Here is a 12,728-nt window from a genome sequence, read left to right as displayed (position 1 = left end):
CTTATCTACGAAGTGGTTATTTCAACCGACCTAAATATTTCCCCTCTTTCATAGCGTTGATTTTTCCGTTTTTATAGACGATAACGGAAATCAAACCTGCGCTATAAGACTGAGCTTCAGCACTATTCTCATCATTTGCCGCAGGTTTGCCATTAATATAAGCAATGCCATCAGCACCACGTTTAAAGTCCACTCCAAGTTTATTCACATGCACGGGCGTGATTTTACTGGCGTGTACCGGGGTATTCGTGTCACTGACCATGGTTTTATGTTCATGCTGTAACTGTTGACGATAAGCCTCACTGATGGCATACGCAGGCGCAGCAGAGGAAGCCACCAGAGCAGCGATAATAATTAATTTCTTCATTAGTTAAACCTTAATATTTATCGTGTTTGTGGTGGTGACTGGAATTTGTATCATTTGTGCCATACAAGTTTTGCGCATTTTCCATAGCCTGTTTTTCAGCGGCAGCATTGATTGTCGCCTGACGGTTTTGCTCCGCAACATAACAGGCATCACGGCTCACACCCTTGCTTTCGCAAGCATTCATGCGTGAAGCCTCGGAGGAACAACCAGCCAGAATCCCGCCCATCACAGCTATCATGATTAACTTTTTCATTATATATACCAGGTTTATTCTCAAAAAATCCACATGGCGCATTATATTTAATGCCATGAAGAGTTGCTGTCGATACTTTAAAGTTTAATTAATATCTGCAATGGGATATTTAATGTCAATTTTAATTTTTTCAGATAAATACCTAAAGATGTAAAATTAAAATCAATCGATTAATTTTTGTTTTTTCACATGAAAGTTAACTTTCGCCATGAGATAAACATGCTAAAAGAGTTATCAATAATTTTCATTGTGCTTAACAATAAGAAAATAACGCTTACCTCGATCGTAAACCCTAGTATTATCAACGCATTGTATAGCTACAAACCATTACCTCATGACAATGATTTGCTAAACCTTCACGACTTTACTTCATTCAAAAATGAATAGATAACAGGCTAATAAAATAGCAGGTTTATTTTTAGTAACAGCGACAGGAATAATACGTTAAAAATTCGTTGTAGCCTGACAGAATGTCAAATCAGCACAAATGACGAAATCTCATGTTTTAGATCAATATTCATATCGGTAGCGCACAAAAAAGCCCGCATGTCTGCGGGCTTGTGTTCAACACTGAATGTCATCAGAACTTGTAGGTCACACCCACTGAGAAGATGCCAGACCAGGACTTATCGACCATCGGACTGTCCTTCACTTCATCACTCAAGCGCACATAACGGCCAGTTCCGTATACGTTCCAGTTTCCAATGAAGTTATAGCTCGCGGTCAACTCCAGGTACGGATCCCATCCATCGTCAGCGTTGTAGCTTTTCAGACCACTGCGGCGAGACTCGTGATTGGACACGCCATAATAATAGTCGTTGTAGTTTTCGCTGCTGTACTGCACACCGATACCCGGCGTCAGAGTCAGCCCACCATTAGTGTAACGGTAGAGCCAGGCCAGATCCCAGATAAAGCCGTTGCTGTTATCCAGAGTATCACCCGCCAGTGCAGTACGCAGGAAACCATACTGGGTGTTATGTACATACGAGAGGCCAGCCATCAAGCTGCTTTTACGCTTGTCGAGTTGGCGCAAAGCATGGCTATCGCTATCACCCGGCTTGAAATGCGTCGGATCATAGTACGCCATGATGGAGAGCTTATCTGCCGTATCATTCCACAGATAGTAGCCGCCACCCAAGCCGTGGAACCAGACATTATCGCCTTCATAGGTGACAACCGGAACAGGGTAAACATCGCGGTCATACTGTTTGTACGGGCTGTTAATCACGCCGACACCCGCGCCAACAGTCCACTGACTTTCCGCCTGTGCGGTGCTAACTGCGGTTGCGGCAAGGACGCCAAGTGCCAGAAGTTTGAGTTTGGTCACAATCCATAATTCCTTATTCAAATGTGTAGCGGTCAAAGTGTAACCGCCAATACGCTTCAGCCCAACTATTTTACGTATTCGCCCCAGAATGTAACCCCCTAATTTCTCAGCGAGTGATGACATTTTGCTTGCAGGACGGTGAACACCGCATGAATCCCGCTCCAATTCTTTACATAAGATGTGCTTTTTTTGCTGATGAGTTATTGATATGCCATTGAAATTCATTTGCGCACACAGGCAAGTTTTGCAAATGCCATCTACGCTTAATTTTAGAAGGTGTATCACCGAATACGTTGATCTCCTGACCACCAAAATGGCATGAGAGTTGCTTATTTATTCAGCAGCGACGTCGTTCAGTTTACCTCTTCAGGGGCCTCTACTATTCATATGAACGGCTCTTAACATGTGCTAAAAAACGAAAGGACGGCATACCATGAATATATTCGATCACTATCGCCAGCGTTATGAAGCTGCCAAGGACGAAGAGTTCACGCTGCAGGAGTTTCTTACCACTTGTCGGCAAGATCGCAGTGCTTATGCCAACGCGGCAGAGCGGCTATTAATGGCTATTGGTGAGCCTGTCATGGTCGACACTGCCCACGAACCTCGACTTTCTCGACTCTTTTCGAATCGGGTAATTGCACGCTATCCCGCCTTTGAAGAGTTTTACGGCATGGAAGACGCCATTGAGCAAATTGTTTCTTATTTGAAACATGCGGCTCAGGGTCTGGAAGAGAAGAAGCAGATTCTGTATCTGCTGGGGCCTGTGGGAGGGGGGAAATCATCTCTTGCTGAGCGACTGAAGTCGCTGATGCAGAGAGTACCGATTTATGTCCTGAGTGCCAATGGCGAACGTAGCCCGGTCAACGATCATCCGTTATGCCTGTTTAATCCGCAGGAAGACGCGCAGATCCTGGAAAAAGAGTATGGGATCCCGCGTCGCTATCTCGGTACGATCATGTCGCCCTGGGCTGCGAAACGTCTGCACGATTTCGGCGGGGACATTACAAAATTCCGCGTCGTCAAAGTCTGGCCGTCTATTCTGGAGCAGATCGCAATCGCCAAAACGGAGCCTGGTGATGAAAACAACCAGGATATTTCTGCGCTGGTCGGGAAAGTGGATATTCGTAAACTCGAACACCACGCCCAGAACGATCCTGATGCCTACGGTTATTCGGGTGCACTATGCCGCTCAAACCAGGGGATTATGGAGTTCGTTGAGATGTTTAAAGCACCGATTAAAGTGCTGCATCCTCTGCTGACCGCCACCCAGGAAGGAAACTACAACGGGACAGAAGGTATCTCTGCCCTGCCGTTTAACGGGATTATTCTTGCCCACTCGAACGAGTCCGAATGGGTAACGTTCCGTAATAACAAAAACAATGAGGCGTTTCTTGACCGTGTTTACATCGTCAAAGTGCCTTATTGCCTGCGTATCTCTGAAGAGATCAAAATTTACGAAAAACTGCTTAACCACAGTGAGCTGACCCATGCGCCTTGCGCACCGGGCACACTGGAAACGCTCTCTCGCTTTACCATTCTTTCTCGCCTGAAAGAACCTGAGAACTCGAGCATTTACTCGAAGATGCGCGTTTACGATGGAGAAAGCCTGAAAGATACCGATCCGAAAGCGAAATCCTATCAGGAGTATCGGGATTACGCCGGGGTTGATGAGGGAATGAACGGTCTGTCCACGCGTTTCGCGTTTAAGATCCTCTCTCGCGTCTTTAACTTTGACCATGCCGAAGTGGCAGCTAACCCGGTACATCTGTTTTACGTACTGGAGCAGCAAATCGAACGTGAACAGTTCCCGCAGGAGCAAGCTGAGCGTTATCTTGAGTTCCTGAAAGGCTATTTGATCCCGAAATATGCTGAATTCATCGGCAAAGAGATCCAGACGGCTTATCTCGAATCCTATTCCGAGTACGGACAGAACATTTTCGACCGTTATGTCACTTATGCGGATTTCTGGATTCAGGATCAGGAGTATCGCGACCCGGATACCGGTCAGCTGTTTGACCGCGAGTCACTGAACTCAGAACTGGAGAAAATTGAGAAACCGGCGGGTATCAGTAACCCGAAAGATTTTCGTAACGAGATCGTCAACTTTGTTCTGCGTGCCAGAGCGAATAACAGCGGTCGCAATCCAAACTGGACCAGTTACGAAAAACTGCGCACGGTCATTGAGAAGAAAATGTTCTCCAATACCGAGGAGCTGCTGCCGGTCATTTCGTTCAATGCTAAAACCTCGACTGACGAGCAGAAAAAACACGACGATTTTGTCGACCGTATGATGGAAAAAGGCTACACGCGTAAACAGGTGCGTTTACTGTGCGAATGGTATTTGCGCGTACGTAAATCGTCTTAACATAAGTGCCCGGTGGCGCATGCGCTTACCGGGCTTGCAAAACAATGTTCCGTAGGCCGGATAGCGCTAGCGCCATCCGGCACTTACAGACATGGCGAACAGTTGGCAGTACGGGGGGCTTATGACCTGGTTTATTGACCGGCGTCTTAACGGCAAAAACAAGAGCACGGTAAACCGCCAGCGCTTCTTACGCCGTTATAAATCGCAAATTAAACAGTCGATCTCCGAGGCCATTAACAAGCGTTCGGTGACTGATGTGGATAGCGGCGAATCTGTCTCTATTCCGACTGATGATATTAGCGAACCAATGTTTCATCAGGGACGTGGTGGCCTGCGCCATCGCGTGCATCCGGGTAACGACCATTTTGTGCAGAATGACCGCATTGAACGCCCACAGGGCGGCGGTGGCGGTTCAGGAAGCGGACAAGGCCAGGCCAGCCAGGATGGTGAGGGTCAGGATGAGTTCGTCTTTCAGATCTCTAAAGATGAATATCTCGATCTGTTGTTCGAAGATTTAGCACTTCCTAACCTGAAGCAGAATCAGCAGCGTCAGCTAACGGAGTACAAAACACACCGGGCAGGTTTTACCTCTAACGGTGTGCCTGCCAACATCAGCGTGGTGCGATCCCTGCAAAACTCACTGGCGCGCCGCACGGCGATGACAGCGGGTAAGCGTCGCGAACTGCATGCTCTCGAAGCGGATCTGGAAACCATCGCGAAAAGCGAACCAGCACAGTTGCTGGAAGAGGAACGGTTACGCAAAGAGATTGCCGAACTACGGGCAAAAATCGAACGCGTGCCATTTATCGACACCTTTGATTTACGCTACAAGAATTATGAAAAACGCCCCGACCCTTCCAGCCAGGCGGTAATGTTCTGCCTGATGGACGTTTCTGGTTCAATGGATCAGTCGACCAAAGATATGGCTAAACGTTTTTATATCCTGCTGTATCTGTTCTTAAGCCGGACCTATAAGAACGTGGAGGTGGTTTATATTCGCCACCATACCCAGGCGAAAGAAGTGGATGAGCATGAGTTCTTCTACTCTCAGGAAACCGGGGGAACCATTGTCTCCAGTGCGCTTAAGTTAATGGATGAAGTGGTGAAAGAGCGCTACAACCCTGCCCAGTGGAACATCTATGCTGCACAGGCATCGGACGGTGATAACTGGGCTGATGATTCACCGCTGTGTCATGAGATTTTGGCGAAAAAACTGCTGCCAGTGGTCCGCTATTACAGCTATATCGAAATCACTCGCCGCGCTCACCAAACCTTGTGGCGTGAATACGAACATCTGCAATCAACTTTTGATAACTTTGCGATGCAACATATTCGCGACCAGGATGATATTTACCCGGTATTCCGCGAACTGTTTCATAAACAAAGTACGACCAGCAATAGTTAACCACCTAAACAAATCAGCCAGAGGTTATCTTCTCTGGCTGATTTTTTACGGGTGCTGTTTTTTCATCTTATCAATATTCATCCGTTTATCCTTTTTATTTTCCCTTTACAGAGCAGCAGGCAATGTAATTGAGTTGATGACGTTGCGAACGGAAGAAGCGAAACATTTTCAGGAAACGACGACGATTTTCGCTCGTGCGTAAGCCGTTAAACACAATTTTTACCGCCCCCGTAAGCCCTTCATCACGAACTAATCCGCGCGGCGACATCAGCGACATGTTGCCATTCTGCTGCAGGACCTGTTCGAACCCGCAGTTAAGAAACAAATCACGCCAGCCTTGTCTGGTCATTGGGCTAACGTTTGATTTCACCACATCGACAAGCTGGCCCTGATCGCCCGCGCCCAGTTTTTGGGCGGTGAACATAATATCGTGGGTGAGCAGACGCCCACCGGGCTTCAACACGCGATAATATTCGGCAATTAACTTCGCCTTCGCTTTATCGGCATACATTGTCAGCATGGCTTCGTTAATCACAACATCGAAACTGTTATCCGCAAAAGGAAGAGTGTTGGCGTTAGCAGCCATCACATGAATATGATTTTCCAGACCATTTGCCGCTACGTTATTCCTTGCATTTGACAGTGCGGTTTTATCCATATCAATGGCGTATACGGTACAGCCATAGCGTTGAACTAACTCTATCGCCGTCGTGGCCATGTTGCACGCCACTTCAAGTACCTGGCTGCCGGGCGTCAGCTGTGACTGGCTAAACAACCATTCTGTTGCTTCAACACCGCCCGGACGCAGACGGGTTTTGCCCAGGCTGGCTAAAAATGTATGACCCGCTTTTTCAGTCGCGCTCATTGGCCTGTCTCCTTTTTATAAGTTGCATTATAAATACAACATTAAGAGTTAAAGGTGAAGTACGCGAATGATTTTTATTTCAAAATGTCCTTTCCCGTAGCGTTAGAGCGGATGTATGCCGTGTGATAGACTGAAGTATCAGACTTACAGGGCTGTAAATCATTATGAAATTGCATCATAAAGCGCTCAGGATCTTTATCTCCGTCAGCGTAATTGTTTTGACATCTTCTTTTTTGGTTTATGAGCTCATTGCTAGTGATAAAGCAATGAATGCGTACATGCGCTATATCAATGAGAAAGCCGACTCCTCGTTTCTCTATGATAAGTACACAAATCAGAGCATCGCAGCCCATCTGATGCGCACATTTTCGTCCCCTCAGGGGCCTGCTTCTCTCGAACAGCAAAAAGTACTTTGCAACGCTTTCGACAGCGTTAACGGCACTCATGGGCTCAATCTCACTAAGCGCAACTATCTGCCATTACACGGTACGTTGCAGACCACCTCAACAAAATGTAGCGAACAGCTTGATGACATTTTTCTGCTGCCCTCTTTTGACCGGGCGGTCAATGTTAATCGCCAGCAGAAAGATTACGGTCAGGGATTAGGGACGCTGGAGTATAAATTTCGATATTACGTCGATCTCAAAAATAACTACGTTTATTTCTATGATGTGATCGACTCGCGGAGATTTGCGATACACAACTGGTCGTTTTTGCAAAAAGGTACGTTGGGAATCGACCAGAATGATATTGACGGTATTTTTACTGGCCGCACGGTGATCTCCAGTATTTATGAAGATAACCTGACCGAGAAAAAGGTGATGAGCTTTTTAACACCGGTTTACTACGCCAATAAGCTAAAAGGCGTGGTGATGGTGGATATTAATAAAGAGAATTTACAGAATATTTTCTATACCAGCGACCGCCCTCTCGTCTGGCGTTATCTTAACGTAACGGTCTCTGACACCAGTTCAGGTAAAGAGATCCTCGTTCACAAAAGTGAAACCGATCTGTTCCGCTATGTTCACTATGAGAAGGACATACCTGGCGGTATACGTATCACCCTCTCACTTGATGTCATGTACTTTATTGTCTCGTCCTGGAAGATATTCGCCTTCTATCTACTGGCAACGATATTGCTGCTGAATATGGTCAGAACGCATTTTCGCTTGTATCACAACGTCACACGGGAAAATGTCAGTGATGCGATGACAGGGCTCTACAACCGTAAAATTTTAACGCCAGCGCTTGAGCAGCGTTTGCAACAGTTGGTGAACACAGGAACGCTCGTGACCTTTATCGCCATTGATTGCGACAAACTAAAAGTTATTAATGATACGTTGGGGCATAAGGAAGGCGATCGCATTATCACCATTTTGGCCAAAGCTATTCAAACGTCCATTCGCAAAAGCGACTATGCCATCCGCCTCGGCGGCGATGAGTTTTGCATTATCCTCATCGATCACCCCAGTGAATTAACGCCCCGCCTGCTGGAGAGGATTCGCTATAACTTACAAATTATTGCGCAAGATAGATCAATCAGCTTCTCTGTCGGGATTTATAATATGCAGCCAAACGACACCATTGATGATGCCTACAAAGCATCTGATGCACAGCTCTACCTGAACAAACAGAAAAAACGCACCGATGCGTAATTATTTTTCTGACAGGATTTTCATTGTTGTACCAGGAGTAAGTCATGACGGAAGTAAACAAAGGTAACGCAACGCACCAGCGTTTAATCTCCCTGTTGTCAGAACACGGTGCGACCTACCGCGTAGTCAGCCATGAAGCCGTAGGCAAATGTGAAGCTGTCTCTGAAATTCGCGGTACCGCACTGGGTCAGGGTGCAAAAGCGCTGGTCTGCAAAGTAAAAGGCAACGGCGTCAATCAGCATGTTCTGGCGATCCTCTCTGCCGATCAGCAGGCCGACCTGAGCCTGTTGGCCAGCCATATTGGCGGGTTGAGAGCGTCACTTGCCAGCCCGGCGGAGGTAGATGAACTGACTGGCTGCGTATTTGGCGCTATCCCACCGTTCAGTTTTCATCCGAACCTCAAGCTGGTCGCCGACCCACTGTTGTTTGAGCGTTTTAATGAAATTGCGTTCAATGCCGGAATGCTGGAAAAATCTGTGATCATGGATACCGCAGATTACCTGCGCATCGCGCAACCGGAATTAATCCCGTTCCGCAGAGAACAATAACTGCACAAGTTAGCAGTAAAAAACATCGCTTCGTGCGTTAGCCCAAAAAAAATCATAATCATTAAAAAAAGCCTGTTCCGTCACGCATTTACGCGTACAGTAAGCAGGCTTATTTTTTCTTTTGGCAAGGAAACTACGATGTTTGATGTCACTCTGCTGATCCTGCTCGGATTGGCAGCTCTGGGCTTTGTCAGCCACAACACCACTGTCGCTGTTTCAATTCTGGTGCTGATTATTGTCCGTGTTACCCCACTGAATACCTTCTTTCCCTGGATTGAAAAACAGGGCCTGACCGTCGGGATTATAATTCTGACTATTGGCGTCATGGCGCCGATCGCCAGCGGAACGCTACCGCCCTCCACGCTCATCCACTCCTTTGTGAACTGGAAATCACTGGTTGCTATTGCCGTTGGGGTATTTGTCTCCTGGCTTGGCGGACGCGGCGTTACGCTAATGGGTAGCCAGCCTCAGCTTGTTGCTGGTTTACTGGTGGGCACGGTACTGGGCGTGGCGCTGTTTCGCGGTGTGCCAGTGGGGCCGCTTATTGCGGCAGGTCTGGTCTCATTGATTGTTGGGAAGCAGTAGCCAGCCCGTTCAGATAACGGCCTGGTGTCTGTCCCAGGCCTTTTTTGAACATAGAGATAAATGCCGTGGTCGAATCGTACCCGAGCATTTGCGCGACCTGTTGTACATTGCGACCATCAATTAACGCCTGCAGCGCCAGAATCAGCTGGAGCTGGTGACGCCAGCGGCGAAAACTCAGCCCCGTTTCTTTGACGACCAGGCGAGCAAGGTTACGTTCACTCATCGCAAATACGCTGGCCCATTGCCCCAACGTCTGCCATTGTGCAGGCTCTCTCGCCATCGTTGCGACCATTCTGCGAATTTTCGGGTGATCGGAAACCGGCAACTGCATTTGCTCCTGGGGTTGCTGCGGCAGTTCATCAAACAACACTTGCGTCAGCCGCTGGGTTGCCGGCTCCAGCCGTTGGGCATCCGTTTTGGATGCCAGCGCCAGAATAAGCTCCCGGCACAACGGAGCAATTTTCAGCGTGCAGCAACGATCGGGCATCACGACGGCCTGCGGCTCAATAAACAAAAAGCACAATTGTGCGCCAACGGTAACGTGGTTGCTGTGTGGAATTTCACCGGGGATCCACACCGCATATTGCGGGGGCACCATCCACATAGCATTCTCAACCTCACAGGTGATCGCGCCATGCAGTGCCAGAATCAACTGGCCTTTACGGTGCTGATGCAGCGGACTGAAAAGTTCATCTTCCCGGGCCTGAATACAAAACGCCACCGCCGCATCGTGGTGAAGATCGGGTTCGTATCCATCCAGCCTCAGTCCTAACATAAAAATGTCCGATTTAAGCGATAAACTGTCATTTTAGCTTGATTCATCCATTGAGTAAAAACGCTAAGGTATCGCCTCGCCTGACGATATGAGAAAAAAATGACAAATACACCTTCCTCCCGTGGCAAGAACGCAGCGTTGCTGATCGCGGGGATCCTGATGATTGCCACCACATTGCGCGTCACCTTTACCGGTGCTGCCCCGTTGCTGGATGCAATTCGCGCCGACTACGGTCTGAGTACCGCCCAGACGGGGCTTCTGACCACCCTGCCACTGCTGGCTTTCGCACTGGTTTCACCTCTGGCTGCCGCCGTTGCGCGCCGTTGGGGTATCGAACGCAGCCTGTTTGTTGCTATGCTACTGATTTGCGTGGGTATTGCGATACGTTCGCTGCCCTCACCAGGGTTCCTGTTTAGCGGCACCGCTATCATTGGTTGCGGAATCGCATTGGGAAATGTGCTTTTACCCGGACTGATTAAGCGTGATTTTGCTCAGCATGTGGCGAAACTCACTGGCGCATACTCGCTGACCATGGGCGCAGCAGCGGCACTGGGTTCCGCCATTGTGGTACCGCTGGCGTTGAACGGGTTTGGCTGGCGCGGTGCGCTGATGGTACTGATGGCCTTTCCGCTGCTGGCACTGATTATCTGGTTACCCCAATGCCGCCAGACGGCCAATGCCAGCTTGAGCAACTCGCGCGCTCTGCATTCCCGCGCGATCTGGCGCTCCAGCCTCGCCTGGCAGGTGACGCTGTTTCTGGGGATCAATTCGCTTATCTACTACGTCATCATCGGCTGGTTGCCCGCCATTTTGATCAGCCACGGCTACAGCGAGGCGCAGGCCGGTTCGCTGCATGGTTTACTGCAGCTGGCGACCGCCGCGCCGGGATTATTGATTCCTCTCGTCCTGAACAGATTTAAGGATCAGCGCGCCATCGCCGCACTGGTTTCATTAATGTGCGCCGTCGGCGCGGCGGGATTCGCCATAATGCCCGACCAGGCATTGCTATGGACCATCCTGTTTGGCTTTGGCTCAGGCGCGACGATGATTCTCGGCTTGACCTTTATTGGCCTGCGCGCAAGCTCAGCGCATCAGGCTGCTGCCCTGTCCGGCATGGCACAGTCTGTCGGATATTTACTGGCGGCCTGCGGACCACCACTGATGGGGAAAATTCACGACCTCAACGATAGCTGGCTGATTCCTCTTGGCGGGGTCGCCGTGTTAGCGATGCTGATGGCGGTATTTGGTTTGTGCGCGGGGCGCAATCGGGAGATCGCGAGCGCATAATGCACAGGGCAGGTTCGTGAACAACCTGCCCGTTTTTTTATCCGCGCGCGGCGCGCAGCATCGCCTGAACTAACGGTACGGGTTTTCCCGCCAGCGCTCCGCGTTCATGCTGAAAGAACGTGCCAACATAAAATGGATGCGTCACCAGCTCAATGGCACGAATATCACCAGCCTCATCCCAACCGGTCACCCGAAGATCACCGCTTTCAAGCTCGGCGGCAAAATCCTCCGATACGCCATAGTTGCAGTGATATCCCTCGGTGATAACATCCCGCCCGTAGGCTTTGGCAATCAGCGTATTGGCCCGCAGCTCAATATCATCCGTTTTTTCTACCAGCGAGCAGGTCAATGGTGCTATCACCATCCGACCCGTGGTGTCCGTCTCGGCGTGGGCGGCATCGCTCCAGCCCAGCACGTTGCGGGCGTACTCCAGAATCGCATGTTGAAAGCCGCCGCAGGTCCCCAGGAACGGGATGCTGTTTTCACGCGCGTAGCGTATCGCTATCAGCGCCCCTTCAAGATGGCGATATGGACTGCCTGGAACGACCCAGATGGCATCATAGCCAATCAAGTCCTCACTGCTGTTGATATCAGATGTGGTTAGCCAGTCGTAATCAGCCACCAATTCCAGGACGGCGGCAGCATCATCGATAGCAAGGGGAATAGCCTGGTGCGCCACAATATTGGGGCTGTAATCGCCCACCAGCGCAATGCGAAGCGTATCTTTAATTGGGGAAATTTCCATTAAGCTTTCCTTGTGTCCTGACAATAAGGGACAGCATAAGGAGCCTCAGCCTACCGACTTTTTAGTGGTATCACAATCCCTTAAATTGGGAGTCAGGGCGGGCAAAATGCTATAATGGTCACGTTTTACGATCTTATTTAACCGTAATAAAGTTGATGAGCAATACCTGAGCGGTAGCTGAAAGGAGCGGATGAAGAGATGAAGATTCAGTGTAAACGCGTGTATGACCCGGCAGAAAAAAGCGATGGTTATCGCGTGTTGGTCGACCGGTTGTGGCCACGCGGAATAAAAAAGACTGACCTTACTTTCAACGAATGGAATAAAACGCTGACGCCATCTTCTGAATTGCGCAAAGCATTCCACGCAGAACTGATCGATTTTTCACACTTTTCCGAGCAATATCGCGCAGAGCTGGCCCAACAGCAGCAGGAAGGAAAGCGCCTCGCAGAGATTGCCCAGCAGCAAACCTTAACGCTACTGTATGCGGCGAAGAATACCCAGCAAAACCACGCGCTGGTGCTCGCTGAGTGGCTACGTCAATGCTGACC

At 49.2% G+C, this 12,728-nt stretch carries 12 protein-coding genes and 1 pseudogene; 7 read left to right on the top strand and 6 right to left on the bottom strand.

Annotation, left to right across the window (positions count from 1 at the left end; translation table 11 throughout):
• Positions 1 to 16 precede the first annotated feature (16 nt).
• The 3 genes from OGX90_RS10220 to OGX90_RS10210 form a co-directional block, all read right to left on the bottom strand.
• Positions 17 to 367, bottom strand: a complete 351-nt coding sequence (locus OGX90_RS10220) for a hypothetical protein (RefSeq protein WP_191214794.1) — start codon at positions 365 to 367, stop codon at positions 17 to 19.
• A 10-nt stretch (positions 368 to 377) separates the two neighbouring features.
• On the bottom strand, positions 378 to 620 hold the full coding sequence (locus OGX90_RS10215) for a hypothetical protein (protein WP_032941787.1): 243 nt from the start codon (positions 618 to 620) through the stop codon (positions 378 to 380).
• Positions 621 to 1,200: 580 nt separating this feature from the next.
• Positions 1,201 to 1,947, bottom strand: coding sequence for a MipA/OmpV family protein (locus OGX90_RS10210; protein WP_008784520.1), 747 nt, complete (start codon positions 1,945 to 1,947; stop codon positions 1,201 to 1,203).
• Positions 1,948 to 2,380: 433 nt separating this feature from the next.
• Here OGX90_RS10210 and yeaG point away from each other — a divergent pair, with 433 nt between their 5' ends.
• Entirely contained in the window at positions 2,381 to 4,315 is a 1,935-nt protein-coding gene (yeaG, locus tag OGX90_RS10205; RefSeq protein WP_003030707.1) for a protein kinase YeaG, read from the top strand.
• 121 nt (positions 4,316 to 4,436) lie between these two features.
• Positions 4,437 to 5,720: a YeaH/YhbH family protein gene (locus OGX90_RS10200; protein ID WP_008784519.1), complete on the top strand. Its 1,284-nt coding sequence runs from the start codon at positions 4,437 to 4,439 to the stop codon at positions 5,718 to 5,720.
• Positions 5,721 to 5,814: 94 nt separating this feature from the next.
• On the opposite strand, the gene OGX90_RS10195 is transcribed toward OGX90_RS10200, so the two are convergent.
• A complete protein-coding gene (locus OGX90_RS10195; RefSeq protein WP_008784518.1) occupies positions 5,815 to 6,585 on the bottom strand; it encodes a class I SAM-dependent methyltransferase in 771 nt (256 codons plus the stop codon).
• A gap of 164 nt (positions 6,586 to 6,749) precedes the next feature.
• Here OGX90_RS10195 and dgcJ point away from each other — a divergent pair, with 164 nt between their 5' ends.
• From dgcJ to OGX90_RS10180, 3 genes are all read left to right on the top strand, one after another.
• Complete coding sequence (dgcJ, locus tag OGX90_RS10190) at positions 6,750 to 8,240, top strand: diguanylate cyclase DgcJ (protein WP_174770367.1); 1,491 nt, start codon at positions 6,750 to 6,752, stop codon at positions 8,238 to 8,240.
• 44 nt (positions 8,241 to 8,284) lie between these two features.
• On the top strand, positions 8,285 to 8,788 hold the full coding sequence (locus OGX90_RS10185) for a YbaK/prolyl-tRNA synthetase associated domain-containing protein (RefSeq protein WP_032943105.1): 504 nt from the start codon (positions 8,285 to 8,287) through the stop codon (positions 8,786 to 8,788).
• A gap of 138 nt (positions 8,789 to 8,926) precedes the next feature.
• Positions 8,927 to 9,373, top strand: a complete 447-nt coding sequence (locus tag OGX90_RS10180) for a DUF441 domain-containing protein (RefSeq protein WP_003832453.1) — start codon at positions 8,927 to 8,929, stop codon at positions 9,371 to 9,373.
• Here the strand turns inward: OGX90_RS10180 and OGX90_RS10175 are convergent.
• Positions 9,350 to 10,148, bottom strand: a pseudogene (locus tag OGX90_RS10175) (AraC family transcriptional regulator). The gene OGX90_RS10180 and the pseudogene OGX90_RS10175 sit on opposite strands and share 24 nt — an antisense overlap.
• A gap of 99 nt (positions 10,149 to 10,247) precedes the next feature.
• Here OGX90_RS10175 and OGX90_RS10170 point away from each other — a divergent pair.
• Positions 10,248 to 11,435: a CynX/NimT family MFS transporter gene (locus OGX90_RS10170; RefSeq protein ID WP_071444726.1), complete on the top strand. Its 1,188-nt coding sequence runs from the start codon at positions 10,248 to 10,250 to the stop codon at positions 11,433 to 11,435.
• 37 nt (positions 11,436 to 11,472) lie between these two features.
• Here OGX90_RS10170 and OGX90_RS10165 read toward each other — a convergent pair whose 3' ends face one another.
• Positions 11,473 to 12,180 (bottom strand): CTP synthase C-terminal region-related (seleno)protein, encoded by a 708-nt coding sequence (locus OGX90_RS10165; RefSeq protein ID WP_286623734.1) that lies wholly within the window; start codon positions 12,178 to 12,180, stop codon positions 11,473 to 11,475.
• 198 nt (positions 12,181 to 12,378) lie between these two features.
• Here OGX90_RS10165 and OGX90_RS10160 point away from each other — a divergent pair, with 198 nt between their 5' ends.
• Complete coding sequence (locus OGX90_RS10160; RefSeq protein ID WP_048235531.1) at positions 12,379 to 12,726, top strand: DUF488 domain-containing protein; 348 nt, start codon at positions 12,379 to 12,381, stop codon at positions 12,724 to 12,726.
• The last annotated feature ends 2 nt before the right edge of the window (positions 12,727 to 12,728 follow it).

Source organism: Citrobacter sp. Cpo012 (assembly GCF_030333015.1).
Lineage (GTDB): Bacteria > Pseudomonadota > Gammaproteobacteria > Enterobacterales > Enterobacteriaceae > Citrobacter > Citrobacter portucalensis.
This window is presented reverse-complemented; position numbering and strand designations above follow the sequence as displayed.

Bases quoted from the DNA above. Each gene is read 5' to 3' on its own strand.
- OGX90_RS10220 (WP_191214794.1), bottom strand. From the start codon at position 367: ATGAAGAAATTAATTATTATCGCTGCTCTGGTGGCTTCCTCTGCTGCG.
- OGX90_RS10215 (WP_032941787.1), bottom strand. From the start codon at position 620: ATGAAAAAGTTAATCATGATAGCTGTGATGGGCGGGATTCTGGCTGGT.
- yeaG (WP_003030707.1), top strand. From the start codon at position 2,381: ATGAATATATTCGATCACTATCGCCAGCGTTATGAAGCTGCCAAGGAC.
- OGX90_RS10200 (WP_008784519.1), top strand. From the start codon at position 4,437: ATGACCTGGTTTATTGACCGGCGTCTTAACGGCAAAAACAAGAGCACG.
- OGX90_RS10195 (WP_008784518.1), bottom strand. From the start codon at position 6,585: ATGAGCGCGACTGAAAAAGCGGGTCATACATTTTTAGCCAGCCTGGGC.
- dgcJ (WP_174770367.1), top strand. From the start codon at position 6,750: ATGAAATTGCATCATAAAGCGCTCAGGATCTTTATCTCCGTCAGCGTA.
- OGX90_RS10185 (WP_032943105.1), top strand. From the start codon at position 8,285: ATGACGGAAGTAAACAAAGGTAACGCAACGCACCAGCGTTTAATCTCC.
- OGX90_RS10180 (WP_003832453.1), top strand. From the start codon at position 8,927: ATGTTTGATGTCACTCTGCTGATCCTGCTCGGATTGGCAGCTCTGGGC.
- OGX90_RS10170 (WP_071444726.1), top strand. From the start codon at position 10,248: ATGACAAATACACCTTCCTCCCGTGGCAAGAACGCAGCGTTGCTGATC.
- OGX90_RS10165 (WP_286623734.1), bottom strand. From the start codon at position 12,180: ATGGAAATTTCCCCAATTAAAGATACGCTTCGCATTGCGCTGGTGGGC.
- OGX90_RS10160 (WP_048235531.1), top strand. From the start codon at position 12,379: ATGAAGATTCAGTGTAAACGCGTGTATGACCCGGCAGAAAAAAGCGAT.